This is a genomic window from Aestuarium zhoushanense, assembly GCF_056431045.1.
Map to the genome: position 1 here is coordinate 26,420 of NZ_JBWKMA010000023.1, position 23,282 is coordinate 49,701.

23 protein-coding genes are annotated in these 23,282 nt (G+C 58.9%); 10 read left to right on the forward strand and 13 right to left on the reverse strand.

Annotated features, from left to right (window positions below; all coding sequences use genetic code 11):
* The first annotated feature begins 12 nt into the window (after positions 1-12).
* Positions 13-1,095, forward strand: coding sequence for a BMP family ABC transporter substrate-binding protein (locus tag AC07ED_RS11650; RefSeq protein ID WP_105234346.1), 1,083 nt, complete (start codon positions 13-15; stop codon positions 1,093-1,095).
* A gap of 98 nt (positions 1,096-1,193) precedes the next feature.
* On the forward strand, positions 1,194-2,264 hold the full coding sequence (locus tag AC07ED_RS11655; RefSeq protein WP_105234345.1) for an NAD(P)/FAD-dependent oxidoreductase: 1,071 nt from the start codon (positions 1,194-1,196) through the stop codon (positions 2,262-2,264).
* Positions 2,265-2,321: 57 nt separating this feature from the next.
* On the opposite strand, the gene AC07ED_RS11660 is transcribed toward AC07ED_RS11655, so the two are convergent.
* Together AC07ED_RS11660 and AC07ED_RS11665 are read right to left on the reverse strand one after the other, a co-directional pair.
* Positions 2,322-4,826 carry a GcvT family protein gene (locus tag AC07ED_RS11660; protein ID WP_067550638.1) on the reverse strand — a complete coding sequence of 835 codons (2,505 nt, stop codon included), beginning with the start codon at positions 4,824-4,826 and terminating at the stop codon, positions 2,322-2,324.
* A 158-nt stretch (positions 4,827-4,984) separates the two neighbouring features.
* A complete protein-coding gene (locus tag AC07ED_RS11665) occupies positions 4,985-5,437 on the reverse strand; it encodes an EF-hand domain-containing protein (RefSeq protein WP_105234344.1) in 453 nt (150 codons plus the stop codon).
* Positions 5,438-5,637: 200 nt separating this feature from the next.
* On the opposite strand from AC07ED_RS11665, the gene panC reads away from it, so the two are divergent.
* Positions 5,638-6,495 carry a pantoate--beta-alanine ligase gene (gene panC, locus AC07ED_RS11670; RefSeq protein WP_105234343.1) on the forward strand — a complete coding sequence of 286 codons (858 nt, stop codon included), beginning with the start codon at positions 5,638-5,640 and terminating at the stop codon, positions 6,493-6,495.
* Complete coding sequence (gene panB, locus AC07ED_RS11675; protein ID WP_105234342.1) at positions 6,492-7,304, forward strand: 3-methyl-2-oxobutanoate hydroxymethyltransferase; 813 nt, start codon at positions 6,492-6,494, stop codon at positions 7,302-7,304. The genes panC and panB overlap by 4 nt, the downstream gene beginning before the upstream one ends.
* On the opposite strand, the gene AC07ED_RS11680 is transcribed toward panB, so the two are convergent.
* Entirely contained in the window at positions 7,301-7,762 is a 462-nt protein-coding gene (locus AC07ED_RS11680; RefSeq protein ID WP_105234341.1) for a pyridoxamine 5'-phosphate oxidase family protein, read from the reverse strand. The genes panB and AC07ED_RS11680 overlap by 4 nt on opposite strands.
* A 67-nt stretch (positions 7,763-7,829) precedes the next feature.
* Positions 7,830-8,816 (reverse strand): 2-hydroxyacid dehydrogenase, encoded by a 987-nt coding sequence (locus AC07ED_RS11685; protein ID WP_105234340.1) that lies wholly within the window; start codon positions 8,814-8,816, stop codon positions 7,830-7,832.
* Positions 8,817-8,932: 116 nt separating this feature from the next.
* Here AC07ED_RS11685 and AC07ED_RS11690 point away from each other — a divergent pair, with 116 nt between their 5' ends.
* Both AC07ED_RS11690 and AC07ED_RS11695 read left to right on the forward strand, forming a co-directional pair.
* Positions 8,933-9,466: an SH3 domain-containing protein gene (locus AC07ED_RS11690; RefSeq protein WP_105234339.1), complete on the forward strand. Its 534-nt coding sequence runs from the start codon at positions 8,933-8,935 to the stop codon at positions 9,464-9,466.
* Positions 9,467-9,495: 29 nt separating this feature from the next.
* Complete coding sequence (locus tag AC07ED_RS11695) at positions 9,496-10,404, forward strand: cation diffusion facilitator family transporter (RefSeq protein ID WP_105234338.1); 909 nt, start codon at positions 9,496-9,498, stop codon at positions 10,402-10,404.
* Here AC07ED_RS11695 and AC07ED_RS11700 read toward each other — a convergent pair.
* From AC07ED_RS11700 to AC07ED_RS11730, 7 genes are all read right to left on the reverse strand, one after another.
* A complete protein-coding gene (locus AC07ED_RS11700) occupies positions 10,401-11,495 on the reverse strand; it encodes an alpha/beta hydrolase (RefSeq protein WP_105234337.1) in 1,095 nt (364 codons plus the stop codon). The two genes, AC07ED_RS11695 and AC07ED_RS11700, sit on opposite strands and share 4 nt — an antisense overlap.
* Positions 11,495-13,516 (reverse strand): M3 family metallopeptidase, encoded by a 2,022-nt coding sequence (locus AC07ED_RS11705; protein WP_105234336.1) that lies wholly within the window; start codon positions 13,514-13,516, stop codon positions 11,495-11,497. The genes AC07ED_RS11700 and AC07ED_RS11705 overlap by 1 nt, the downstream gene beginning before the upstream one ends.
* A gap of 66 nt (positions 13,517-13,582) precedes the next feature.
* On the reverse strand, positions 13,583-14,629 hold the full coding sequence (locus tag AC07ED_RS11710; RefSeq protein WP_105234335.1) for a HesA/MoeB/ThiF family protein: 1,047 nt from the start codon (positions 14,627-14,629) through the stop codon (positions 13,583-13,585).
* The gene (dut, locus tag AC07ED_RS11715; RefSeq protein ID WP_105234334.1) at positions 14,626-15,087 is read right to left on the reverse strand and encodes a dUTP diphosphatase; all 462 of its coding nucleotides are present in this window, start codon (positions 15,085-15,087) and stop codon (positions 14,626-14,628) included. The genes AC07ED_RS11710 and dut overlap by 4 nt, the downstream gene beginning before the upstream one ends.
* Before the next feature lie 5 nt (positions 15,088-15,092).
* A complete protein-coding gene (gene coaBC / locus AC07ED_RS11720) occupies positions 15,093-16,283 on the reverse strand; it encodes a bifunctional phosphopantothenoylcysteine decarboxylase/phosphopantothenate--cysteine ligase CoaBC (RefSeq protein ID WP_105234333.1) in 1,191 nt (396 codons plus the stop codon).
* Positions 16,284-16,339: 56 nt separating this feature from the next.
* Positions 16,340-17,059 carry a ChaN family lipoprotein gene (locus AC07ED_RS11725; protein ID WP_245918112.1) on the reverse strand — a complete coding sequence of 240 codons (720 nt, stop codon included), beginning with the start codon at positions 17,057-17,059 and terminating at the stop codon, positions 16,340-16,342.
* Between the two features lie 26 nt (positions 17,060-17,085).
* A complete protein-coding gene (locus AC07ED_RS11730) occupies positions 17,086-17,964 on the reverse strand; it encodes an RNA polymerase factor sigma-32 (RefSeq protein ID WP_105234331.1) in 879 nt (292 codons plus the stop codon).
* An 83-nt stretch (positions 17,965-18,047) separates the two neighbouring features.
* Here AC07ED_RS11730 and cobU point away from each other — a divergent pair, with 83 nt between their 5' ends.
* From cobU to AC07ED_RS11750, 4 genes are read left to right on the forward strand one after another with little or no spacing between them, the layout of a single operon-like run.
* Positions 18,048-18,572: a bifunctional adenosylcobinamide kinase/adenosylcobinamide-phosphate guanylyltransferase gene (cobU, locus tag AC07ED_RS11735; RefSeq protein WP_105234330.1), complete on the forward strand. Its 525-nt coding sequence runs from the start codon at positions 18,048-18,050 to the stop codon at positions 18,570-18,572.
* A complete protein-coding gene (locus AC07ED_RS11740; RefSeq protein WP_105234329.1) occupies positions 18,569-19,120 on the forward strand; it encodes a histidine phosphatase family protein in 552 nt (183 codons plus the stop codon). The genes cobU and AC07ED_RS11740 overlap by 4 nt, the downstream gene beginning before the upstream one ends.
* Before the next feature lie 58 nt (positions 19,121-19,178).
* Positions 19,179-19,859 (forward strand): glutathione S-transferase, encoded by a 681-nt coding sequence (locus tag AC07ED_RS11745; protein WP_105234328.1) that lies wholly within the window; start codon positions 19,179-19,181, stop codon positions 19,857-19,859.
* Between the two features lie 55 nt (positions 19,860-19,914).
* Positions 19,915-21,429, forward strand: coding sequence for a YifB family Mg chelatase-like AAA ATPase (locus AC07ED_RS11750; RefSeq protein WP_105234327.1), 1,515 nt, complete (start codon positions 19,915-19,917; stop codon positions 21,427-21,429).
* Here the strand turns inward: AC07ED_RS11750 and AC07ED_RS11755 are convergent.
* Both AC07ED_RS11755 and gshB read right to left on the reverse strand, forming a co-directional pair.
* A complete protein-coding gene (locus AC07ED_RS11755; RefSeq protein WP_105234326.1) occupies positions 21,399-22,307 on the reverse strand; it encodes an alpha/beta hydrolase fold domain-containing protein in 909 nt (302 codons plus the stop codon). The genes AC07ED_RS11750 and AC07ED_RS11755 overlap by 31 nt on opposite strands.
* Before the next feature lies 1 nt (position 22,308).
* Positions 22,309-23,250, reverse strand: a complete 942-nt coding sequence (gshB, locus tag AC07ED_RS11760) for a glutathione synthase (RefSeq protein WP_105234325.1) — start codon at positions 23,248-23,250, stop codon at positions 22,309-22,311.
* Positions 23,251-23,282 lie beyond the last annotated feature (32 nt).

A 23,282-nucleotide genomic window follows, 5' to 3' on the forward strand; every position in this document is an offset into this window, starting at 1 on the left:
GGAGAATACAATATGAAACGCAGAACGCTCCTTGCTACTGGTGCTGGCGCAGCAATGGCTGCAGCACTCGGCCTTCCGGCTCGCGCGCAGGACAAAACCAAAGTTGGCTTTATCTACGTCGGCCCGATCAATGACGGCGGCTGGACACAGCACCACCACCACTCCGCTATGGAAATGGTTCATCACTTCGGCGACGCGGTAGACTTCGTTTACCAAGAGAACGTCCCAGAAGGCCCCGACGCAGAGCGCGCTATCACGCAGATGGCCCTCGGCGGTGCGGACATCATCTTTACCACCTCGTTCGGCTTCATGGACCCGACCATCAACGTCGCCGCGAACTTCCCTGACGTGAAATTCGAACACGCAACTGGCTACAAACAAGCTGACAACGTGTCCGTTTACTCGGCTCGTTTCTACGAAGGCCGCGCGATCCAAGGCACCCTCGCTGGTCGCGTCACCAAGTCGAACAAAATCGGCTACATCGCGTCGGTTCCGATTCCAGAAGTTATCCGCGGTATCAACTCGGCTTACCTGCACGCGAAAAAGGTTAACCCTGACGTCGAATTCAAAGTCATCTGGATCTTCGAATGGCTGAACCCTGCGAAAGAAGCAGACGCTGCAAAAGCTCTGATCGAACAGGGCTGTGACGTTGTTCTTCAGCACACCGACTCCACCGCACCGCATCAGGCTGCAAAAGAAGCTGGCGGCGTTTACACCTTCGGTCAGGCTGCTGACATGGCAGAATACGGCCCGATGCCACGCATCTCGTCGATCATCGACAACTGGTCGCCCTACTACATCGAGCGCGTTCAGGCTGTGATCGACGGCACATGGTCGTCCGTGAATACTTGGGACGGTATCGGCGCTGGCATGGTCGGCATCGGTGAAATCTCTGACGCTGTTCCGGCAGACGCCAAAGCAGAAGCAGAAGCCATGCGCGACGCGATCGCAGCGGGCACCTACCACCCGTTCACTGGCCCGATCAACAAACAAGACGGTTCGGCTTGGCTCGCTGAAGGCGAGATCGCCAATGACGGCGATTTGGCTGGTATGTTCTTCTTCGTCGAAGGAATCGAAGGCGATATCCCGTCCTAATCAGGCGATTTTCCTGAATTGGAGGGGGCGCTCAGGCGCCCCCTTTTTCGTTCCCGCACTCCGTGGCAGGGTCGCACCCGACACTGAAGGAGGGTGAGATGATCGACTATCTGGTTATTGGCGGCGGCATTGCAGGACTATCTGCGGGCGCAGGTTTAGCGCCTCACGGATCGGTCGTTCTGGTGGAGGCCGAAGACACATTAGGCCATCACACCTCTGGCCGCTCTGCCGCGCTCTATGAACCGAGCTACGGCAAACCTGCCGTTCAAGCCTTAGGTCGTGCGTCTTATGACGGCTTGCAGGCCGCGGGCACTTTGTCCCCCCGCGGAGTGATGGTCGTGGGCCTCGCAGGGCAAGAAGCCGCCTTCGAAGAGGACGTCGCCCACATGGGGCTCACTGAGGTCACATTGGACGGGGCCAAGGCCCTCTGCCCAATCCTCGACACTGATGCGATCACGCGGGCTGCATACCTCGAGGCCGTCTATGACATCGACACCGACCTGTTGATGCAAACCTACGCAAAGGACATCCGCGCCCACGGTGGCCAAGTCCTCACCCGTCATCCTGTCACCGCGATCACCCGCACCGCTGACGGCTGGACCGTAACCGCAGGCGGCACAGAGTTCACCGCGAAACACATCGTCAACGCCGCTGGCGCTTGGGTCGATAAGATCGCGGAAATGGCGGGCATTGCCACTATTGGTTTCACCCCTCTTCGCCGTTCGATGGCCCGCATTCCTGCCCCCGATGGCATGGACCCAGCGACATGGCCGATGGTCTTTGGCGCGGGCGAAGAATGGTATATGAAACCCGACGCGGGTGCCCTGATCGTGTCACCTGCCGAAGAAGACCCGACTGAACCCCATGACGCATGGGCCGACGATATGGTCCTCGCCGAAGGGCTCGCGCGGTTCGAAGAAAACGTCACGATGGAAGTCACGCGCCTGATCGCCAACTGGGCGGGTCTGCGGACCTTCTCGCCCGACCGCGTGTTGGTCGTGGGGCCTGACCCTCTGGACGAGACGTTCTTTTGGTGCGGCGGGCAAGGTGGCTATGGGTTCATCACCGCCCCTGCCGTCCGTGATCTGGTCGAAGCCCTCGTGACAGGTCGCGATCCAATCATCGGGGCGGAACACATCCCTGCCCTGTCACCGGTAAGATTCCGTTAACTAGTTGACAACTGTCAACAAATTGAAAGGGCGGCCACTTGGACCGCCCTTTTTTCGTTATCCGTCGATGCGGATATTTGCGTTTGTCGGATCGTAGGGGCTGTCCTCGACGATTGTCGCATCCCACAGCTCGCCCATGATCTTAACCTTGAGCTTCGTGCCAACTTCGGCCAGCGCAGGCTTCACGTAGCCCATGCCGATTTGTTTGCCGAAGGCCACCGAATAACCGCCCGAGGTCAGACGACCAGCGTAGTTGCCGTCCAGATCGCGCAGTGCTTCTTTGCCCCACGGATCAGCATCAGCCGGACCGTCGATCAGCAGAGTAACACATTTCGAGCGAACGCCGATTTTCTCCATCGCAGCTTTGCCGTTGAACTCTTTGCCGAGGTCAACAAAGCGGGGCAGGTCAGCTTCGATCGGGGTCGCATCACGGCCCAGTTCGGTGCCGAATGCGCGGTAGGATTTCTCCTGACGGAGCCAGTTCTGTGCACGGGCACCAACCAATTTACCGCCATGCTTCTCCATTGCGGGCATCAGAAGATCCCACAGATAGTTCTGCATTTCGATCGGGTGGTGAAGTTCCCAACCCAGCTCACCCGTGTACGCCACGCGGATCGCGTTCACAGGGCACATGCCCAGTTCGATCTGACGAGCCGACAGCCAAGGGAATCGTTTGTTCGACAGCGCGGTTTCTGGATCGACGTCTTTGATGACCTCTTTCAGGATGTCGCGCGACTTCGGACCTGCGATTGCGAACACGCCCCACTGAGTGGTCACGTTCTGCATTTCGATACGGCCAAACTCGGCTTCTTTGTCTTCAATGCATTTCTTCAGGTAGTCCGCATCGTAGTCGGTCCATGCACCTGCGGACACCAGATAGTATTCGTCCTCAGACAGACGAACGATGGTGTATTCGGTGCGGGTGGTGCCAGCTTCGGTTAGTGCGTAGGTCAGGTTGATACGACCAACCTTCGGTAGTTTGTTGGTGGTGAACCAATCGAGGAACGCCGTCGCACCTGGGCCTTTGACGATGTGTTTAGTGAAGGCAGTTGCGTCGATCAGACCAGCGGTTTCGCGAACGGCCTTGGCTTCGGCAACTGCGTATTCCCACCATGCGCCACGGCGGAAGCTGCGGCTGTCGTGGTCAAACGACGACGGTGCATCAACAGGGCCGTAATAGTTCGGGCGTTCCCAGCCGTTGACTTGGCCAAACTGCGCGCCGAGCTTTTTCTGGCGGTCGTAAACAGGCGAGGTGCGCAGCGGACGTGCAGCTTCGCGCTCTTCGTCTGGGTGGTGAAGAATAAAGACGTGCTCGTAGCATTCTTCGTTCTTTTTCACCGCGTAATCGGTGGTCATCCACGAGCCGTAGCGTTTCGGGTCGAGCGACGCCATGTCGATCTCGGCTTCGCCGTTTACCATCATCTGAGCAAGGTAGTAGCCCGTGCCGCCTGCAGCGGTAATACCGAAGGAGAAACCTTCAGCCAGCCACATGTTGCGCAGACCCGGAGCTGGACCAACGAGCGGGTTGCCATCCGGCGTGTAGCAGATCGGACCGTTGAAGTCGTCTTTGAGACCAACAGTCTCGGAGGTCGGAATACGGTGGATCATCGCCATGTATTCTTCTTCGATCCGCTCGAGGTCGAGCGGGAAGAGGTCCGCACGGAAGCTATCTGGAACGCCGTATTGGAAACGTGCAGGTGCGCCGCGCTCGTACGGGCCGAGGATCCAGCCGCCGCGCTCTTCGCGGACATACCATTTCGCGTCAGCGTCACGCAGAACTGGGTGCTCTGCACCACCGTTTGCACGGTATTCAACCAGCGCCGGATCGGGCTCGGTCACAATGAACTGGTGTTCAACAGGGATCGCAGGGATTTTGATGCCCAAGAGTTTCGCAGTGCGCTGTGCGTGGTTACCCGTTGCGGTCACAACGTGGTCTGCATGGATCACTGTGGTTTCTTCGGTCGCAACGAGGTTGCCGCCGCGCTCACCCATTTTGGTGACGGTGACTTCCCAGTGGTCGCCGGTCCATTTGTAGCCGTCAACCTGCCATTTACGTTCGATGATCACGCCACGCTGACGCGCACCCTTTGCCATCGCCATGGTGACGTCAGCAGGGTTGATGTAACCGTCTTGCGGGTGGAACAGTGCGCCCTTGAGGTCGTCGGTGCGGACCAGCGGCCAGCGCTCTTTGATCTCGTTCGGGGTGAGGAATTCGTGGTAAACGTCTGCGGTTTCCGCAACAGACGAATAGAGCATATATTCGTCCATACGCTCTTGGGTCTGGGCCATACGCAGGTTGCCGCAGATCGAGAAACCAGCGTTCAGGCCCGTTTCCGCCTCAAGCGATTTATAGAAATCTACCGAGTATTTGTGGATGTGAGTCGTCGCAAATGACATGTTGAACAGCGGCAGCAGACCGGCAGCGTGCCATGTCGAGCCTGAGGTCAGTTCGTCACGCTCCAAGAGCATGACATCTTCCCAGCCAGCTTTGGCAAGGTGGTAAGCGATCGAGGTACCGACGGCACCACCGCCGACGACTAGGGCACGAACATGGGTTTTCATTTGGCGACTCCATTTGGACTTGGCGTCACTTTTGCCCGAAACTCGCAGGCCATAACGGAACCAGACGACATACGACTGTCCAAAACCGACAGCCCGAAAACAAAGCGCCGCTCCTGATCACAGGAACGGCGCGTCGATCACTGACAAAGGGAAGTAACTCAGTGACCAAAATCTGCGGGTGAAAGTTCGCCGTCACCCGTGGTGTCGAGTTCTGCAAAGAGACGTTCCGTCGCAGCGGTCCACTCATCTGCGCTGATCGCGCCATCGCCGTTGGTATCGGCATATTCGGCTGTCATCGTTGCGTGAATTTTCGCACCCGGACCACCCGCGCCATGACCACCACCGTTGCCATTACCACCACCGTGGTTGGCTTCCATCGCAGAGGCGACGGTGGCGTCCATGTTGGCTTGTTCTTCGGCGTCGATGCTGCCGTCTTCGTTCAGGTCGAACATGTAAAACTGATCACCGCGACGGGCATGGAAATCTTCGATGGTGACAGCGCCAGATGCGTCCACATCCCATTCGTTCATGAACTCTGCCATCGGCCCTTGGGCGAATGCGGCGGTTGCTGTTCCAGCGAAAAGGACAAATCCAAGGGTTGCGACTTTCATATTATCATATCCTAATTTTGTTATGTTTTATATTTGGAGTTTTTAATTCAGGATTGCTAGCCCCCAAACACGGACAGGTTGTCGCAGGTAAAATGAAAACTGTCCGACCTTGGGTCACCGTTAGCGTTATTCCCCCTCTCCGCCGCTTGCCGCAGTTCGGCAGGGGGGCTACACATTCGCAGCACACCTTGGGAGGGGACATGATTATCTGTCGAACCATTGCAGAGGTCCGCGCTGTCGTTCGTGATTTGCGCCTATCTGGGCAGACCGTTGGCTTTGTTCCGACGATGGGTGCGCTGCACGCGGGACACATGTCATTGGTCGCTGCGGCGAAGGCAGAAAACGACGCCGTGATTACGTCGATTTTCGTGAACCCGACGCAGTTCGGACAGCAGGCCGACCTCGACAAATACCCCCGTACCGAAGAGGCCGATTGCGCGATGCTAGAGGCTGCGGGCGTGGCTGCCGTCTTTATGCCGTCGGTTGAAATCATGTATCCCGACGGGGCCGAAACCATCGTTGAGACGACAAAGCTCGCCAATATGCTGCACGGGCTGGTGCGCCCTGGTCACTATCGCGGGGTCTGCACGGTGGTGACAAAACTGTTCAATATCGTCGGCGCAGATCGGGCCTATTTTGGCGAAAAGGACTACCAGCAATTACAAGTGATCCGCCGCATGGCGCGTGATCTGGATGTCCCGACAGAGGTCGTCGGCGTTCCAACCGTGCGCGAGGCAGATGGGCTGGCCATGTCGTCCCGCAACGTCCGCCTCACGCCAGAGGATCGCAGCGCCGCCGTTGTCCTGAACCGTTCGCTGATCGCCGCTGAAACCGCTGCCCGAACTGGCGCGACGGTAGAGGCGATTGCCCAGACGATCCGTGATACCATCGAAACCGAACCTCGGGCCCGCGATCCTCATGTGGACATCGTGCAGGCCCTCACGCTCGCCCCCGTTTCCGGTCGCCCATCGGGCACCATCGGGATCATGATTACAGCCGCTTTTGGCCCCGTAGACGACCCTGTCCTGCTTATTGACCAGAGGGAGATCACCCTATGAGCACCCAAACCGAAACCATCCGCCGTATAACCGTGCCGCAAATCGCACGTCGCAAAGGCGGTGAGCCGATTGTGTCGCTGACCTCTTATCACGCGCATACGGCGGCGATCGTCGATAAGTTCGCGGATTTCATTCTGGTGGGCGATAGCCTTGGCATGGTGATGCATGGGATGGAATCGACGGTGGGCGTGCCTCTTGATCTGATGATCATGCACGGCAAGGCCGTTGTGCGCGGCACCAAACGGGCGCTGATCGTCGTGGATATGCCCTTTGGCACCTACGAGGAAAGCCCGAACATGGCCTTCCGCAATGCGGCCAAAATCATGAAAGAAACTGGCTGTGGCGCGGTGAAACTTGAGGGCGGCAAACGGATGGCAGAGACCATTCGGTTCCTTGTTGAACGCGGCATCCCTGTGATGGCGCATATCGGCCTCACACCACAGTCGTCGCATGTCATGGGCGGGTTCAAAACCCAAGGCCGTGAGGAAGACAGCTGGCCACTCCACGAAGAGGACGCCCGCGCTGTGACCGAGGCTGGTGCATTTGCCGTCGTACTGGAAGGCATGGTCGAGCCGCTCGCCGCGAAGATCACCAAACAGATCGACATTCCGACCATCGGGATTGGTGCGTCGGCTGATTGCGACGGGCAGATCCTCGTACTCGAAGATATGTTGGGTCTGAACCCTTGGACGCCGAAGTTCGTCAAGGTTTACGGCCAGCTCGGCCCGATGATCGAAGATTCGGTGCGTCGCTATGCAGAGGACGTGAAATCCCGTGCCTTCCCGACCGAGGATGAGGTTTACCGTTAATCCACGGCCCTCACGCCATAGGTCTTGAACGCCTGCCGCATCTGCTCTGCCTCAGTTCTATCGGGGTAGTGCTGGTAGCTAGGCGCGACGATGGGCGACACTCGCACGGCATCCACACGGATCAACCCGCGCAATGGGAACGCGGTTCCGATCATGGCTTTGATCGGGCCGCCGATGGCGTCAAACTCTGGCTCCTCGGGCAGGATCAACCGCGCGTCGCCGATGACCTTGTAGCCCTTTTGGCGGAACACATCGATAAAGCTGACGCAGACCTTTGAATTTTTAGCGATATTTCGGCGTGATATCGGACTTGCGATCTCTGCGATCAGCAGTGTCACGTCATCAATGGCGCAGAATATCTCTTTGGGGCTGACGTTGGGCTGGCCGTCCGCATCGACGGTGGCGAGCCAACATAGGACCGACCGATCGACGGCCTGACGCACTTCTCCTGTGAACATCGCGCTCCTCCTCCCAAAGGACCATGTTCATCGAAGCTAATTCAAATTCAAAATAGGTAAAGGGAGGTTACACCATCCACGGCAGAACTTGATCTGGCGGGCGGTGCCCATCGGCAAAGGTATGTGCGTTAAGGATCACCCGCTCGCCCATCTCGATCCGTCCCTCAACCGTGGCCGACCCCATATGCGGCAAAAGAACAACATTGGGCAGTGCACGCAATCGCGGGTTCACTTCGGTTCCGTGTTCAAACACATCGAGGCCCGCGCCTGCGATTTCGCCCGTGCGCAGCATCCGTGTCAGCGCGTTTTCGTCGATTACTTCACCGCGCGACGTGTTCACGATCACCGCAGTCGGCTTCATCAGTTTCAGACGGCGGGCGTTCATCAAATGGAACGTCCCCGGCGTATGCGGACAGTTGATCGATATGATGTCCATCCGCGCGACCATCTGGTCGAGGCTATCCCACCACGTCGCATTCAGCGCCTGTTCCGTTTCCGGCCGCAGACGGCGACGGTTGTGGTAATGAACCGACATGCCAAAGGCCGCAGCGCGGCGGGCTACCGCCTGACCGATCCGCCCCATTCCGAGGATGCCGAGTTTCCGTCCCGCAATCCGACCGCCGAGCATGGCCGTCGGTGACCAGCCCGTCCAATCCCCTTCTTGCATTTTAGTCATGCCTTCGGGGATGCGGCGCACGACCGAGAGGATCAGCGCCATTGTCATATCTGCCGTATCTTCGGTCATCACGCCCGGCGTATTCGTGACCATGATCCCGCGATCACGGGCCGCCTCGACGTCGATGTGATCGACCCCTGCCCCGTAGTTCGCAATCAAACGCAGCCTACCGTTAGAAGCATCCATGACGTCTGCGTCGATCTTATCGGTCAATGTGGGGACCAAAACATCCGCCTGAGGGACCAAGGCCAAGAGCTCTTCGCGGGTCATGCGGGTATCATCATCCCGCAGACGCGCATCGAATAGCTCTTTCATGCGGGTCTCAACGACATCGGGCAACCGTCGCGTGACGACAACACTCAGTTGTTTACCGGCCATTTGCCCCCTCCGTGACTTTCCTTCAGGCGTTCTTAATGGCAGATTGCCCGTATGATCGACGCGATACAAGAGCGGCCAAACGCCCATCGCGTCTAAACAGGCAAACAGGTGGTAAGATGCGTTCTTTTCTGCGGTCCCTTACGGTGGTTATCGCACTCATCGGTGGTGTTTTGCCTGCCATGGCAGAAGAAAACGAAACCGCAGAGGATCAGATAGAGCTTCGCACGGGTCCTGTTACGGGTTTGCCCTTACCGCGTTTTGTGTCGCTCAAGGCGAATGAGGCCAACGTGCGTCGTGGGCCATCAACCTCTCACCGCATCGATTGGGTCTTTGCGCGCCGCGATATGCCGCTGCAGGTGACTGCTGAGTATGAAAACTGGCGTCGTGTGGTCGATCGTGACGGATTGGGCGGTTGGGTCCACTATATCATGCTGTCTGGCGTGCGGACGGTGATCATCGACACCGACATGCAGCCGCTCTACGCACGCCAAGACGAATCCAGCCCCCAAGAAGCGATCCTCGAAGCGGGCGTCGTCGCGCGGATCGAAGAATGCACCCTGAACTGGTGCCAGTTGAGCACCGGAGGTTATAAAGGCTGGGCACCGAAATCGGCGATTTGGGGTGTTGGCGCGGACGAAGTGCTCGACTAAACAGGACGGCCTAACGCAAGGGGGCCCGCATGACGACTTCTGGTAACAAGCTGAACTTCTCTGCGGGTGTGTTTTCGGTCTTTGTAGCGATCACGCTGGTGCTGGCAAAGATGTGGGCGCTCTGGGCGACGGGGTCTTTGTCAATTGCAGCAACGCTGGCGGACAGTGCGTTGGATTTGCTGATGTCGATGGGTGGATTGGCGGCTATCGCCTATGCAGCAAAGCCCGCAGACGACGATCACACCTTTGGGCATACCTCTGCCGAAGACCTCGCTGCGCTGGGTCAGTCCCTTTTCATCATCGTCTCTGCCGCCGCCATTTTGGGCGCTGCGGTGTTGCGATTGTCACAACCTGAATCGGCTCATATCAGCTCGGAAACCGCTGGCGTTGCCGTGATGGCGCTGTCGATTGTGCTGACCCTGATGCTGGTCGCATGGCAGCGCTACGTCGCCCGCAAAACAGGGAGCCGCGTGGTCGCCGCCGATAGCCTCCATTACATTGGCGATTTGATCCCTGGGATTGGCGCGATTGTGGCACTTTGGCTTAATGCGAAATTCGGTTGGGGCTGGGTGGATAGCGCTGTGGCGATCGTCGCGGCGCTGATCATGTTCCACGGCGCGCTCAAGATCGGCAAAGGTGCGTGGGACGCCCTGATGGACCGTGCGGCAGATGACGAAATCATCGCCTCTATCGCTGACATTGCTGGGAACTTCGACGGGGTTCACGGGTTTCACGACCTCAAAACCCGCCAAGCAGGGAGCCGCGTTTTCGTGAACCTTCATATCGAGTTGGACGGATCACAGACGCTGGAAGAGGCGCATAGCATCGGAGCCGCGCTTCGTCGTGCCATTGTTGCAAAGCACACCAATGCAGACGTTCTGATCCACAAGGATCCCGTCGGGGTCGAACCCCACCCCGACGACGCGCGCTATTCCTAATTCCGCGTTAGCACGTTTACGGGCAGCAAAAGCCCCTGACCAATCGCATCGAACACGAATGTCCCTGCCGTCGCGAGGTCGGTGCGTCCGCTCGCTTGCCCTTCTAGGGCGGTATAGAGCGTGGCGAGGTTGATGTAGCGGCTATGGCGCAACGGATCAGATTCCACGGAACTCACGTCGATAATCCGAATGTTAAAATCCTCAGCGACCGAGGCCACCTCTGGATCGCTCACGTCCAATGCCCCCAACCGAGGCCGACCGCCGCCAACGCGTGACGACAGCAATAAGGCGCGATCATCGGGCGACACCAGGACTGACAAGGGTTCGCGCATTTCGCCGATGACCTCCATCTGGCGACGGAAGAGGAACAGATCGACATCGGGCGCAGCGAGAACCACCGACAACTTATCCAATGTCGATTGCTTGCCTTCAAGTTTTAGCGTCCGCATCGCCTCCATCGTGAGGAAGCCACCCATTGAGTGCGCAAAGATCAGCGTTTTACCGTTCCGTTTAACGATATCGTCCATCAGTTCAGCCAATGGCTCGCGCGAGAAAATCGCGGCCTGACGGTCGCCGATATATTCGAGCGGTCGCCCGTTCGACGGCCATGCAAAGAGGATCGGTGCGTTGTTACCGCCCGCATCCGCAGTCAATTGGGCTAATCGAAACAGCGCCTCTTGATACCGCTGGTTAAAGCCGTGGACAAAAATGCCGACCTCGCCCGACCCATTGAATCGGTTGCGGGCGATGACTTCGTTCAGGAAATCGGGCCGCTCCATAATTCCGCTGTCGACCACAACGAATTGCTTGGACGGATCGGGCGTGCGGCTGGGCCATGTCACCTGCCCCGCCCGACGGTACTGCGGCACCGAAATATCGTAATAGCGATAGGCCAGTTCAAAGCTCGGCGTGTTGTCGAACCCTAGCAGCGGCGCCTCGTCCGCGGTGCGTGTGGTGACCGCGTAGATACGTATCACCTTGGCCCCGTCCGCAACGTCGGGGATCGGGGTCAGCACCTCTGGCCCCGGGCGACCTGAACAGGCCGCGACGAGGCAGAGCATCATAAAACTAAGCCAAATCCGGCGCAGCATCACGCGACGTCGAGCAAACCACGGCCTTGAAGCAGCGCTTCAACACCCGGAAGCCGTCCACGGAAGCGGGTGTAGAGTTCTGCCGCATCCACAGTTCCCCCAACCGAGAGAATATGCGCCTCAAGCGCTTTAGCGGTTTCAGGGTCAAAGGCATCGCCTTTTTCCTCAAACGCGGCAAAGGCATCGGCATCCATGACCTCGGACCACATGTAGCTATAGTAGCCGCTGGAATAGCCGTCGCCGCTGAACACATGGGCGAAATGCGGGGTCGCGTGGCGCATACGGATCGCGCGGGGCATCCCGATGGCCTCTAGCACTTCGGCCTGTTTCTGCATCGGATCAGCGGGCGGTGTGCCGAGGTGGAATTCGAGGTCCACAATGGCCGAGGCCACATATTCGACCGTCTGGAACCCCATGTCATAGGTCGCAGCGCCCAGCACCTTTTGCAGAAGTTCCGCAGGCATCGACTCTCCTGCCGCGTTGACCGCAAATTCGGCCAGCACTTCTGGCACGTCGAGCCAGTGTTCATAGAGCTGGCTCGGCAGTTCGACGAAATCGCGGGCCACGGATGTGCCCGACATGGAATCGTAGGTCACATTCGACAGCATTTGGTGCAGCGCGTGGCCGAATTCGTGGAACAACGTGCGGGCATCGTCATAGGACAACAGCGCGGGCTGCCCCTCGGCTGGTTTGGCAAAGTTACAGACGTTGATCACAATCGGGCGCACGTCGCCGTCGAGTTTATTCTGGCTGCGCATCGCAGAACACCACGCGCCAGAGCGTTTGGACCCCCGGGCAAAGTAGTCGCCCATAAAGAGCGCGATATGTTCGCCGTTGCGCGTTACCTCGAACAGACGCACGTCGGGATGATATTGCGGCCCTTCGGTCGGTTTGAACTCTAACCCGAACAGGCGATTGGCGCAGGCAAAGGCGGCTTCAATCATGCGGTCGAGTTGGAAATACGGTTTGACCTCGGCCTCATCCAGATCATGCTCGGCCTTGCGGCGGATGGCGGAATAATAATGCCAGTCCCATGCCTCGAGCGGGCCTTGGTGACCGTCATTGTGGAGCATATTTTCGAGAATTTGCGCATCCGCTTCGGCGCGGGATTTCGCGGGGCCCCAGACATCCATCAACAAACCGCGCACCGCGTCAGGCGTGCCCGCCATTTCGGTTTCGAGCTTGTAATGGGCGAAGTCCTCGTAGCCTAGCAGTTTGGCGCGTTCAGACCGGAGGGCCAGAATTTCGGCCGCAATCGCGCGGTTATCCGTTTCGCCGCCATTTGCGCCACGGGCGGTCCATGCCTCATAGGATTTGCGGCGCAGATCGCGGTTCGGGCAGGTTTGCAAGAACGGCACGATGACAGAGCGGGACAGGGTAACAACCGGGCCGTTCTGGCCCTTGTCTTTTCCTGCCGCGCGCAGGGCCGACACCACATAGTCAGGCAGTCCGTTCAAGTCGGTTTCAGCCAGCGGCATGAACCACGACCGTTCGTCGGCCAAAAGGTTCTGGGTGAACTGCGTGCCCAAAACAGAGAGACGCGATTTCACTTCGGTCAGACGGTCGGCCTCTGCGCCCTTGAGCTTGGAACCTGCGCGGACAAACCCACGATACGACAGATAGAGCAGACGCGCCTGTTCGTCGTTCAGACCCAAATCGTCCCGCTGCTCCCATAGGGTTTCCACGCGGGCAAAGAGCGCCTCGTTGGTGGTGACTTCGGACCAGAAGGCCGACATTTTCGGCGCAAATTCCCGCATCAATGCCTCGCGCGCGGGGTTCGCATCGGCACCAGCGAGCGCGTAAAACGCCCCCATCACACGGTCGAGCGTGGCTGTCGTACGCTCCATCGCCTCAACCGTATTGGCAAAGGTGATCTCTGGCTCAGCAACAATCGCTGCATAATTCGCCCGCGCCTCGGCCAAAGCAGCATCAACCGCTGGCGCGAAATCATCGTCGGAAATCGCATCAAAGGGTGGCAAGCCAAAAGGGGTGGACCAATCGTTCAGCAGCGGGTTTGTCATCGGGTTCTCCTATACTTGGGAAGAGTCTAGGTCCGTCCAAGGGGAACCGCCAGAGCCATTCACACGCTAGTCGTGGGATGTTCCGCAAACGAGGCAATCTGCCCGCGATTTGATCTTCATCATGCGGCTATCGGCGTAAAGTGCATCATACATCATCAACCGACCGCGCAGGGTTTCGCCCGCGCCTGTGATCAGCTTGACCGCCTCTGCCGCCATCAACGACCCTATCACCCCAGGGAGAGGGCCGAGGACACCTGCCTCTGCGCAAGACGGAACCAACCCTGCGGCTGGGGCCTCTGGAAAGACGCATTGGAAACAGGGGCCACCATTGGCGGGATCGTAGACCGAAATTTGACCTTCCCATTGCGTCATCGCGGCGGCGATCAGCGGTTTCCCCAGTTTAACCGCAATGCGGTTCACCATGTAGCGCGTGGCAAAGTTATCGGTTCCGTCGAGGATCAGATCATAGTCGGCGAACAGAGCCTCTGCCGTGTCATCGTCCAACCGCCGCGCATAGGGACGCACCTCAATCCACGGGTTCAGCGCGGTCATCGCCGTCGCGGCAGAATGCACCTTGGGCTGGCCGATACGGGCATCGGTGTGGATCACTTGGCGCTGGAGATTGGAGTTATCAACGGTGTCATCATCCACGACGCCGATTGTGCCGACCCCCGCCGCAGCGAGATACATCAACGCGGGCGACCCGAGGCCCCCTGCGCCGATCACCAGCACTTTGGCTTGCTTCAACCGTTTCTGCCCCATCCCACCGATTTCACGCAGCATCATGTGGCGGGCGTAGCGATCGAGTTCGCTGTCCGAGAATGTCTTGGTCGGGGTGGTGACAATTGGTTCCTTAGCGGCGACCTTGGTTTTGATCCAACCGAGACCGAGGCGGTAAATATAGATCACAACACCCGCGCCGATGATCAGCGCCCAAAGACGCGCATCGCCACCAGTCGCTTGGCGCAATGGATTGCCAGCGGGCAAAGCGATGTTCGCCAAAAGCACCGCCGCCATCAGAACACCCGTCATGCCCCAACGCACACGGTGGGGAACTTTCATCGCCCAACCAATGCCCCACATGACCGAAATCATCGCAAAAACGGTGATCATTTACGCCCCGTCGAGCCAAAGCCACCTTCGCCACGTGCCGTTGTGGACAAACCAGAGCCGAGCGTGAAATGCCCCTGAACCACAGGCGCGACCACAAACTGCGCGATGCGGTCGCCGTGGGCGATGTGGAACGGTTCGGACCCCGCGTTGAGGATGATCACCCCGACAGGCCCGCGATAATCGCTGTCGATGGTGCCCGGCGTATTCGGCAAGGTGATGCCGTGTTTGAGCGCGAGGCCAGAACGTGGACGGACCTGCACCTCATATCCTGCAGGGATTTCCATCCTAAACCCGCAGGGGATGAGCGCTCGAGCGCCCGCCTCGATGTTGACGCCTTCGCGCCCGTTGGGGGCAAAGTTGGCCCGCACATCCGCACCCGCCGCCCCCGCAGTTTCGTAGGATGGCAACGCGATGTCGGTATCAGCCCCGTCGAGCCATTCGATCACGATATTCGGCATGGTGATTACAGCGCCTCCGCGATCCGCTGAGCGAGCCGTTGCGCAACGGCATCCTTGCCCATGCGCGGCCAGTCTTCGGCAGAAGTTTCAGTGATTAGCGTCACGGCGTTCTCGGTGCCCCCCATGATCCCCGTTTCAGGCGACACATCATTGGCAACGATCCAATCGCACCCTTTGCGGGCCCGCTTGGCCGTCGCGTGGGCGATCACGTCGTCGGTTTCAGCGGCAAACCCAACGACCAAAGGCGGGCGGCCATCGGTCATCTGGCTCACGGTTGCGAGGATATCGGGGTTCTCTGCGAACTCCAAAACGGGCAGTGCGCCGTTCACTTTTTTGATCTTCGACCCATAGGCTGAGGCAACCCGCCAATCCGCTACAGCCGCCGCAAAGACCGCCGCATCGACGGGCAAAGCGGCCTGAACCGCCTCTAGCATTTGCGCGGCGGTTTGCACTTTCACGACATTTACGCCCGCCGGCGGCGGCACATCGGCTGGACCTGTCACAAATACAACATCCGCGCCCATTTGCGCCAAAGCTCGCGCCACAGCCGTGCCTTGTGCACCCGACGACCGATTGGCGATGTAGCGCACGGGGTCGATGGGTTCGTGCGTCGGGCCAGAGGTCACGAGAATGCGCTTGCCCTTGAGTGGCCCGTCAGAGAGAGCAGCGTCAATGGCGGCGATGATCTCTGGCACCTCGGACAGACGGCCAAAGCCGAACTCACCGCACGCCATGTTACCTTCGGTCGGGCCGACGAAAAGGATGCCGTCGCCTTTGAGCGTCGCGACATTGCGCTGGGTGGCGGCGTGTTCCCACATCCGCACGTTCATTGAGGGCGCGACCAGTACAGGCTTGTCCGTCGCCATCAAAAGCGTCGACGCCAGATCATTGGCATGACCGCTCGCCATTTTCGCCAAAAGGTCCGCCGTCGCAGGGGCCACAACAACCAGGTCCGCCGCGCGGGACAATTCGATATGGCCCATCTCGGCCTCATCGGTCAGATCAAACAAATCCTGATAGACTTTGCGAGCCGCGAGGCCAGAGACGGAGAGCGGGGTCACGAACTCTGCCCCTGCTTTGGTCAGCACGGGCGTGACCTCTGCCCCTTGTTCGCGCAGACGCCGGATCAGATCGAGCGACTTAAAGGCTGCAATGCCGCCGCCGATGATCAGTAGGATATGTTTGCCAGCCAGCATCACGGCCCCCTTTGAACGATTGCTGGAACCCTAACCAGCGGCAACGAAAAGAACAATCACTGGAACGCCGCACATGGGTCGTCGCGTTCTGCGGGGGCAGTGACGATCACGGTGTCAAAGGGCGCGTCATCTTCGGCGGCTTCCAGCAAGCCCAGCGCATGAACCGACAACTCTGGTCGAACGCGGGCGATGTAGGATGGCACCGCGCGGTCGGTACGAGCGTGGCCGTTGCCCGTGATCAGAACCACAGGTCCACCAGTTTCGTCATAGGCCGTTAAGGTCACACGCGCGAAATGGGCGTCACGAAGCCGCTGCGCCTCTACCATCCCAGGAAGCATTTCCGCGGGTAGAGCATCGCAATGGGCCTCTGCCTGTTCGGCCTCCATCACGGCACGCAGATCGTCGGACAGCATGGTAAGGCCATAGCGTTCCGCGCCCTCGCCAAAGATCTCAGCGGCTGACGAAGTTATCGCAGCGATCACCGTGTCCCGAGGCAGCGCCGCGCCATAAACAGGCGCATCGCTCGCCGCAAAGATGGGCGCGTAGATCGCGAAGTCGGGCCAGCCCGCCTCTTCCCACCCGATGATCGCGCCTAGGTTGGGATCGTGGCGAACGCTGGAGTTCACCAAGGCCGCCTGATCTGGCGTCAGCATTTCGAACACGATCGCAGAGGGCGCGATGGCTGCGATCTGGCGGGCTTGTTCGATATGATGCAGGGGATTGTCATGCACCTCGCCCAAGATATGGATGTCTTGCGCCACGGCGGGCGCAGCCATCCATAACATCAGGGCAAGGGCAGTTCTCATGCGAGGAAGTTCAACACTTCCTTTGATTGACCTTCAAGGCTCTTGCGCATTTTGTTGAACGCCGCGGCCTCGAGCTGGCGAATACGCTCTTTGGACAGGCCTAGCTCGTCACCGAGGCTCTCCAACGTGCGCGGCTCGTCCCGCAGTTTGCGTTCGCGCACGATGAACCGTTCACGATCGTTCAGCGCCATCAGCGCAGTCGTCAGCCATTGACGCAGGGTTTCCTGATCATGAGATGCCTCGACCCGTTCCGCCGCCTGCTCGCTGTCATCGACGAGCGTATCTACCCATGACCGCCCCTCGTCTTCGGACGATTGCGTCGCATCGAGCGAGAAGTCAGACCCCGAAAGACGGCCATCCATCATCTCGACGTCATGCACAGGCACGCCAAGCTCGGTCGCAATCGCAAGGTGCAGATCGCCTTTGCTGAGGGTGATCCCTTCGGCGGTGGCTTCGCGTTCGAGACGAGCCTGAACGCGGCGCATGTTAAAGAACAGGGATTTCTGGCTGCTGGTCGATCCTGTGCGAACCATCGACCAGTTGCGCATCACAAAATCTTGGATTGAAGCTTTGATCCACCAAACAGCATAAGTCGAAAAACGAACACCACGGTCGGGATCAAATTTTTCAGCGGCTTTCATCAGGCCGAGGCTGGCCTCTTGGATCAGGTCGGGCATCGGGGCACCGTAACGACGGAATTTCCCCGCCATCGAGATCGCCAACCGCATGTAGGCGGTCGTCAAACGGTGGAGCGCTTCTTCATCGCGGTGATCGCGCCACGCGTAGGCCAGTTGAGCTTCGGTTTCAGCATCCAAAAGCTCCGCCTTCATCGCGCGGCGTGTCATGTTAAAGTTAGACGTGGTATCCAGAGCCATAATCTCATCTCCCGCCGGCTGTTGTGTGTGACTTCTGTCATCGTTACCAATGCTTACGCACAACACTGCGAAATGGATCACAGATGCCTGCACAACTCACCTTGCAAAAACTAACACTTGTGTTCGGTGGCGCGGCCTCGGGTAAGTCCAAATACGCGGAAAAGTTGATTTTTGAATCTGGCTTAGAACGCTTCTACATTGCGACTTCGCAGGTTTATGACGACGAAATGCGCGCCAAGGTGGAGCAACACAAAGTGCAGCGCGGAGACGGCTGGACGACCATCGAAGAACCAATAAACATGTCAAAGGCTCTCGATAATGTGAGCGCGAGCGGCGTGGTTCTGATCGATTGCGCGACGCTTTGGCTGACGAATCTGATGCTGGGGGAGGCCGATATCGACGCCATGATCCCCGAATTTATCGAAGCCTGCCGCCGTTGCCCTGCCCCTGTTGTGGTGGTGTCAAACGAGCTGGGTCTTGGCATTGTGCCAGAGACGAGCATGGGGCGGCGGTTCCGCAATCTCCACGGCGCAATGAACCAGCAGATCGCTGCGGCGGCGGATCATGTGATGTTTGTGGCGGCTGGGTTGCCGATGGTTCTGAAATGACGCGCCTCTGGCTCGTTCGGCATGGCCCCACCCATGCCAAGGCGATGGTGGGCTGGACAGACCTACCCGCTGATCTGTCCGATGTTGATGCGATTGCCCGCCTGTCGGATCACCTGCCCGATGCGCCCGTTGTATCGTCTGACCTATCCCGCGCGGTCAGCACCGCGGATGCGATCCAAGCCCATCGCCCTCGGTTGCCCCACGACGCGGCCCTGCGGGAAATTCATTTTGGCGATTGGGAAATGGCGACGTTTTCGGATGATCCGCTGATGCGCGCCTATTGGGAAACGCCTGGTGATATTGCGCCCCCGAATGGGGAAAGCTGGAACGCGGTCGCTGCGCGGGTTAGCACAGCCATCGATGGTTATCTCGCGCTCGGCCTGCCTGATCTGATCGTGGTGGGTCATTTCGGGATGATCCTGACCCAAGTCCAACGCGCCTTGTCGATCACCCCATACGAGGCATTTGGCCATCGGATCGACAACCTCTCTGTGACCGAGATCACGACCGCTCCGTGGTCGGCAGAACGGATCAATCACAAACCGTGATGATGGCACGCACAAAACAACGATAGCGTTGTCACGCGACCCGACTTAGCATCCACTTATGATGTATGATCTTTATATTGGCGATCGCCTTTTTAGCAGCTGGTCCCTCCGTGGCTGGCTTATGTTTGAAAAATTCGGACTGCCCTATCGTGAACATATGATGGGGCTGTACGCGGGCACATTGGCCCAAGACATGGCCGAACTGGCCCCAGCACGTACCGTGCCTGCCGCGAAAACGCCCGAGGGCTATATCCTGTCCGACAGCCTATCGATGGCAGAGACGCTGGCCGAACGGCACCCCGATGCGGGGCTATGGCCAACCGCTCCTGCGGCACGCGCATTGGCCCGCAACTTGGTCTGCGAAATGCATTCGGGATTTGGCGCGTTGCGCGATGTCTGTAACATGCAGATCAGCCACGTGTGGGACGGCTTTGTCGCGCCCGAACCCGTTCTGAAGAACCTTGAACGCATTGAATACCTTTGGGCCATGGCCCGCGAACGTCATGGGGCAAAGGGGCCTTGGCTGTTCGGTGAATATTCGCTCGCCGATGTGTTCTACGCCCCTGTTGCGATGCGGATTACGGGATATGGATTGCCTGTGTCGGACACCGCCAAGGCTTATGTGGAAAATCACCTCAACGATCCCGCGTTCCTGCGCTGGCGGGCTGAAGCGTTGAAGGAAAATCACGAGACCTTCCCCTATGAAATGAACCTTCCGCGCAAAGACTGGCCGTTTTAACCAAACTTAAACGCCTGCCCCGTTAACCAGAATGAGTTGGTTAACGGGGTTTTTCATGGTCGCATCGACCTACACAGTTGCGTTCGAAGGGATCGAGGCCCGCATGGTCGAGGTGCAATGCGCCACCATGGCAGGCTTGCCGTCGTTTTCCATCGTGGGTCTGCCAGACAAGGCCGTGTCAGAGGCCCGCGAACGTATTCGCGCGGCACTAGAGGCCATGTCGATCGCCCTGCCGTCGTGCAAAATCACCGTCAATATGTCCCCCGCCGACATGCCGAAAGAGGGGTCACACTTCGACCTGCCCATCGCGCTGGCATTGCTCGCCGCGCTCGAGATCGTTCCAAAAGACAAGGCCTTAGAAACGGTCGCGCTGGGGGAATTGTCGCTCGACGGGACGCTGGTGCCTGTGATCGGCACGCTGCCAGCCGCTCTTGCCGCTGCCGAAGAGGACCGTGTTCTGCTATGCCCGACGGCATCAGCCGCAGAGGCCGCATGGGTCGGCGCGACACCTGTGTTCGGGGCCAAATCTCTGCTCGATGTGATCCGTCACTACACGGGCAAGGCGGTTTTGCCTCCTGCTCTCCCCGGTGAAGTCAGTCACGCCCCAACCGCCCGCGATCTGCGCGATGTGAAGGGCCAAGAACGCGCCAAGCGGGCATTGGAAATCGCTGCGGCAGGACGGCACCACCTATTTCTTCTCGGCCCTCCGGGGTCAGGGAAATCCATGCTCTCGGCGCGTATTCCGGGGATACTGCCGCCCCTCACGGCTGCCGAAGCGTTAGAGACATCGATGATCCATTCGCTCTCTGGCCTCTTGGACGAAGGTGGGATCAGCCGCACGCGACCGTTCCGCGAACCGCACCACACGGCCTCCATGCCCGCGATTGTTGGCGGGGGAAAAGGAGCCAAACCCGGCGAAATCAGCCTCGCCCATAATGGCGTTTTGTTCATGGATGAGTTTCCAGAGTTTAATCGCCAAGTACTCGAAACGCTCCGCCAGCCCATTGAGACGGGCGAGGTCGTCGTGGCCCGTGCCAACGCCCATATCCGGTATCCCTGTCGGTTCATGCTGGTCGCGGCGGCCAACCCGTGCAAATGCGGATTTATGTCGGATCCCGCCCGCGCCTGTTCACGGGCACCTGCTTGCGGGGCCGACTACCTCGCCCGTATTTCTGGCCCGCTGATGGATCGGTTCGACCTGCGCGTCGAAGTGCCACCTGTATCCTTTACCGACCTCGACCTGCCCGCGACGGGCGAAAGTTCGGCCAGCGTCGCGGCACGCGTGCAATCGGCGCGAAACCTACAAACCCAAAGGTATCAAGGGATTGATGGAATACGCACCAACGCTGAGGCCGAAGGCGCGATCCTCGAAGAGGTAGCTACACCCGATGCAGAGGGGCGCGACCTTCTAACCCGAGTGGCGGAAAAATTCGGACTAACCGCGCGAGGCTACCACCGCGTCCTAAGGGTTGCGCGGACGATTGCAGATCTCGACGGATCGTCCTCCGTGCGACACCCGCATATCGCCGAAGCGGTCAGCTATCGGCTCGCCCTCTCGAAAGAGGTCTGAACAAAATTGGCGATATCACGAAGGGCGGCACGCGCCTCTGGCACCCAATATTCCCCCAGATGCCAAACATGCGGCGCGTCATGCCATGTCTGAACCTCAACCTCACCGCCCGCAGCCCGTAACACCTGTGCCATCCGATATGTGTCATCGGCGAGAACTTCAGGACTGCCGACTTGGAAGAACGCAGGTGGCGGGGCATCGAAATTCGCGAAAAGCGGCGAAATCCGTGGATCATCGGCGGGCGTTTCGGCGTGATACATCCGCGCAGCCTCGCCCATCCAATCGGCTGGTATAATCGCATCAGCCGCTGCGTTTTGGGCCACGGACGCTCCCGAAAGGGTCAAATCGGTCCAAGGCGACATGGTAAAGATCCCCGCGGGGCGTTCGCCTCTCTCGCAGAGCACCGACAAAAGAGCCAAGGCTAGCCCACCGCCTGCGCTGTCCCCGCCAATGACGATTTTGCTGGGGTCATAGCCACGCGCCACGAGGTCATCCCAAGCGGCGATTGCGTCGTCGAATGCCGCTGGGAACGGAGCCGCAGAGGAAAGTCGGTAATTGGGCATGACAACCGGCACGCCCGCATAGTGTGACAACCGCGCCATGATGGGGCCGTGTGTGTCCGCCGATCCCGCGAAATACCCGCCGCCATGAAAATAGAGGATCAGGCGTTCACCGTCAGCACCGCGCCCCGACACCCAATTTGCCGATCGCCCACCGAGATGGCGCTCTAACCGAAGGGAATATGGCACATATTGCCCTGCCAAAGCGCCCAAACGGTCGAGCTTTGCTGCGTCGCGAATGGGGTCGGCGGATAGACGGAACAGCGGCTTTACGATCCGGCGGCTGATCGCCGTGTAAAGCCACAGTCGAACCGACATATCAGGCTCTCCGCGCCTCGATCGCCTGCCAAACTTTCTCTGCGATGTTCACGCCATCGAACCGTTCAAGCTCTTGAATGCCCGTCGGCGAGGTCACGTTAATCTCGGTCAACCAATCGCCGATCACGTCGATACCGACAAAGATCTGACCCTTTTCTTTTAGAAGCGGACCGATGGCGGCGCAAATCTCGCGATCACGGTCGGTCAGTTCAACCTTCTCAGCGCGTCCGCCGACATGCATGTTCGACCGTGTCTCTCCTTTTTGCGGAACGCGGTTGATTGCGCCGACAGGTTTCCCATCGACAAGGATTACGCGCTTATCACCCTTGGACACGGCGGGTAGGAATTTCTGCACGATCAAAGGCTCATTGTTGATGCCCGTGAACATTTCCCAAAGCGACGCAAGGTTGCCGTCACCTGCTGAGAGCTTGAATACGCCCGCACCGCCATTCCCGTAGAGCGGCTTGAGAATGATATCGCCGTGCTTTTCACGGAAATTACGTAGCGTTTGCAGGTCACGCGCAATCGCGGTCGGCGGTGTCAGTTCTGGGAACTGCAGGACCAAGAGCTTCTCGGGGTAATTGCGCACCCAAAACGGATCATTCACGACCAGTGTTTTCGGATGGATCATGTCCAGAAGATGAGTCGTGGTGATGTAGCCCATATCGAACGGAGGGTCCTGACGCAGCCAGACCACGTCGAAGTCCGACAAATCGACCTCTTGCTCTTCGCCCAAGGTAAAATGATCGCCCTTCACCCGTTGAACCGTCAACGGCCAACCACGCGCTGTTACCCGCCCCTCTTGCCAAGCGAGTTTGTCGGGCGTGTAGTAAAATAACGAATGTCCCCGCGCCTGTGCCTCTTCTGCGAGACGGAAGGTGCTGTCCCCATCGATATTGATCGCACCAATTGGGTCCATTTGAATGGCAACTTTAAGAGACATGGTTAAGCCTTTCGTATCTGTTACCACATACA

Excerpts from the sequence above, each read along its gene's own strand:
- AC07ED_RS11650 (WP_105234346.1), top strand. The coding sequence starts at position 13 with ATGAAACGCAGAACGCTCCTTGCTACTGGTGCTGGCGCAGCAATGGCT.
- AC07ED_RS11655 (WP_105234345.1), top strand. The coding sequence starts at position 1,194 with ATGATCGACTATCTGGTTATTGGCGGCGGCATTGCAGGACTATCTGCG.
- AC07ED_RS11660 (WP_067550638.1), bottom strand. The coding sequence starts at position 4,826 with ATGAAAACCCATGTTCGTGCCCTAGTCGTCGGCGGTGGTGCCGTCGGT.
- AC07ED_RS11665 (WP_105234344.1), bottom strand. The coding sequence starts at position 5,437 with ATGAAAGTCGCAACCCTTGGATTTGTCCTTTTCGCTGGAACAGCAACC.
- panC (WP_105234343.1), top strand. The coding sequence starts at position 5,638 with ATGATTATCTGTCGAACCATTGCAGAGGTCCGCGCTGTCGTTCGTGAT.
- panB (WP_105234342.1), top strand. The coding sequence starts at position 6,492 with ATGAGCACCCAAACCGAAACCATCCGCCGTATAACCGTGCCGCAAATC.
- AC07ED_RS11680 (WP_105234341.1), bottom strand. The coding sequence starts at position 7,762 with ATGTTCACAGGAGAAGTGCGTCAGGCCGTCGATCGGTCGGTCCTATGT.
- AC07ED_RS11685 (WP_105234340.1), bottom strand. The coding sequence starts at position 8,816 with ATGGCCGGTAAACAACTGAGTGTTGTCGTCACGCGACGGTTGCCCGAT.
- AC07ED_RS11690 (WP_105234339.1), top strand. The coding sequence starts at position 8,933 with ATGCGTTCTTTTCTGCGGTCCCTTACGGTGGTTATCGCACTCATCGGT.
- AC07ED_RS11695 (WP_105234338.1), top strand. The coding sequence starts at position 9,496 with ATGACGACTTCTGGTAACAAGCTGAACTTCTCTGCGGGTGTGTTTTCG.
- AC07ED_RS11700 (WP_105234337.1), bottom strand. The coding sequence starts at position 11,495 with ATGCTGCGCCGGATTTGGCTTAGTTTTATGATGCTCTGCCTCGTCGCG.
- AC07ED_RS11705 (WP_105234336.1), bottom strand. The coding sequence starts at position 13,516 with ATGACAAACCCGCTGCTGAACGATTGGTCCACCCCTTTTGGCTTGCCA.
- AC07ED_RS11710 (WP_105234335.1), bottom strand. The coding sequence starts at position 14,629 with ATGATCACCGTTTTTGCGATGATTTCGGTCATGTGGGGCATTGGTTGG.
- dut (WP_105234334.1), bottom strand. The coding sequence starts at position 15,087 with ATGCCGAATATCGTGATCGAATGGCTCGACGGGGCTGATACCGACATC.
- coaBC (WP_105234333.1), bottom strand. The coding sequence starts at position 16,283 with ATGCTGGCTGGCAAACATATCCTACTGATCATCGGCGGCGGCATTGCA.
- AC07ED_RS11725 (WP_245918112.1), bottom strand. The coding sequence starts at position 17,059 with ATGGCTGCGCCCGCCGTGGCGCAAGACATCCATATCTTGGGCGAGGTG.
- AC07ED_RS11730 (WP_105234331.1), bottom strand. The coding sequence starts at position 17,964 with ATGGCTCTGGATACCACGTCTAACTTTAACATGACACGCCGCGCGATG.
- cobU (WP_105234330.1), top strand. The coding sequence starts at position 18,048 with ATGCCTGCACAACTCACCTTGCAAAAACTAACACTTGTGTTCGGTGGC.
- AC07ED_RS11740 (WP_105234329.1), top strand. The coding sequence starts at position 18,569 with ATGACGCGCCTCTGGCTCGTTCGGCATGGCCCCACCCATGCCAAGGCG.
- AC07ED_RS11745 (WP_105234328.1), top strand. The coding sequence starts at position 19,179 with ATGATGTATGATCTTTATATTGGCGATCGCCTTTTTAGCAGCTGGTCC.
- AC07ED_RS11750 (WP_105234327.1), top strand. The coding sequence starts at position 19,915 with ATGGTCGCATCGACCTACACAGTTGCGTTCGAAGGGATCGAGGCCCGC.
- AC07ED_RS11755 (WP_105234326.1), bottom strand. The coding sequence starts at position 22,307 with ATGTCGGTTCGACTGTGGCTTTACACGGCGATCAGCCGCCGGATCGTA.
- gshB (WP_105234325.1), bottom strand. The coding sequence starts at position 23,250 with ATGTCTCTTAAAGTTGCCATTCAAATGGACCCAATTGGTGCGATCAAT.